Source organism: Parolsenella sp., from assembly GCF_982402205.1.
The window spans coordinates 1-1,709 of sequence record NZ_CEVYAT010000212.1; the positions used below are offsets into that span (position 1 = coordinate 1).

General features: G+C 68.2%; 3 protein-coding genes. 1 reads left to right on the forward strand and 2 read right to left on the reverse strand.

What is annotated here, in order from left to right; translation table 11 throughout:
* Positions 1-180 (forward strand): hypothetical protein (locus AC1VTH_RS08110; protein WP_481335665.1); only part of this gene is annotated, 180 nt, incomplete at its 5' end.
* Between the two features lie 354 nt (positions 181-534).
* Here the strand turns inward: AC1VTH_RS08110 and AC1VTH_RS08115 are convergent.
* Positions 535-966, reverse strand: a complete 432-nt coding sequence (locus AC1VTH_RS08115; protein WP_293674311.1) for a double zinc ribbon domain-containing protein — start codon at positions 964-966, stop codon at positions 535-537.
* A 126-nt stretch (positions 967-1,092) separates the two neighbouring features.
* The coding region (locus tag AC1VTH_RS08120; protein WP_481335667.1) for a glutamate ligase domain-containing protein at positions 1,093-1,709 on the reverse strand (617 nt) is incomplete at its 5' end.

The following is a 1,709-nucleotide window of genomic DNA, read 5'->3' on the forward strand; positions in this document are numbered from 1 at the left end:
CTCGTCGACATGGCCGTCGTTGTACAGGATCTTCATGGAAAACCTCTTCCGTTGCTGGTGAGCGCGATAAGTGTACTAGACATGAAAAACGCCCGCACGCCGCCCTTGGGCGACGTCGAGCGAATATGCGGCGTCTGTCACGCGACCTGCCGGCCCGTGGAGGGACAGACGCCTAGATAGTCTGGGTTGTGATGGCACCTGCGAGCTTGCGCTGCATCAAGTTGGCCCCTTCTGGCATGTGTGCGACCCTTCGCACGCGAGCAGATTGCTAATGGTTTACCACAAAGTGAGATTTCGCGTGCGGGGCAAGGGTGGTTCGCCACGCGGTCGCTACGTTACGGGGAGCGGTCGGGCTGGTGCAGGCGGACGCAGGCGGGACGGCCTCACATGCCGAGGCGGGCGTCCGCCGGACGGGCGCGGGCGTGGGGACAGCATGGCGACCACGATGTCGCGTGCCCTTCTCGGCATGAAAAGGCCCCGCAGCGCGGGTGCGCGGCGGGGCCTGGCATGCGGCTTGTGCGTGGGCTGCGGCCCCTACTGAATGCGGGTGCGGCAGTAGGGGCAGACCTTCCAGTCGGCGTTGAGCGGGCGGTGGCACGTGGGGCAGACGTTGCGGACCTGTGTGTTGCAGTTGGGGCACACAATGAAGTCCTTGTCGATGGGCGTGCCGCACTTGGGGCAGATGCCGTAGTGCGAGAGCTGGTGCTCGCGCAGGGCGATGTCGAGGTCCTGCTCCTCGCGGTCGACCAGGTAAGAGCTCGGGCGCAGGATGACGTAGGCGAGCAGGCCCACGATGGGGATCACCGAGATGATGGCCCACAGCCACCAGGGCTCGGCGCCGCGGCGCTGGGCGTCGCGGATGACGTAGACGATGGACAGCACGTAGAGCATCACGACGCAGGCAAGCATCAGGTAGAGCACCATGAGCACCTCGGGCGTGAGGATCTGGTCGATGAGGTTCGACATAAGGGACCTGCGCTCCTTAGGGTTATGCGGCCCGTGCGACCGCCGCGAAAAGTCAACTCAAAGGATTGTAGCAGCTCGCAGGCGTGCGGCAACAAAAGCCACCGCATGACCACAGGCCGCGCTCCCCTAGCGCGCGAGGCGTACCAGGCCGGCGAGCTCGCCCGCGAGGGTGATCGAGCCGCAGGCGACGAAAGCCTTGTCCGCGAGGGCCGCCGCGGCGTCCGCAACGGTTGGGTAGGTGCCGGACACCTCGACGCCATGGGCCGAGAAGCGCTCGGCGAGCTCGGCGGCGGGCAGGGCACGGGGGCTTGCCGTGGCCGTCACGTACACGCACGGGAAGGCTGGCGCCAGCAGCGACACGATGCCGTCGACGTCCTTGTCGGCCAGCACGGCGCACAGAAGCGCCGGGCGAGTGGAGACGTCTGGGGCGATGGCGTCGAGCGAGGCCAGCAGCGCGGCGACCGACTGCGGGTTGTGCGAGGCGTCGATGAGGTGCACGGGGGCGTCCTGGAGCACGTCGAAGCGTCCGGGCGTGGGGCAGGCCGTAACGCTCGCGCGCAGGGCGCCCGCGTCGAGCGCGTGGCCCAGGTAGGCCTCGGCGAGCGCGGTGGCGCAGGCGACGTTGGCCGCCTGGTAGAGGGGCTTTGCGCACGCGAGGTGCTCGTAGGTGGCGCGCGGCGTGGTCACCGCAAGCTCCAGCGTGTCGCCCACGCGCTCGGGACGGCGCGTCACCACGTAGCCTG

Excerpts from the sequence above, each read along its gene's own strand:
- AC1VTH_RS08115 (WP_293674311.1), bottom strand. The coding sequence starts at position 966 with ATGTCGAACCTCATCGACCAGATCCTCACGCCCGAGGTGCTCATGGTG.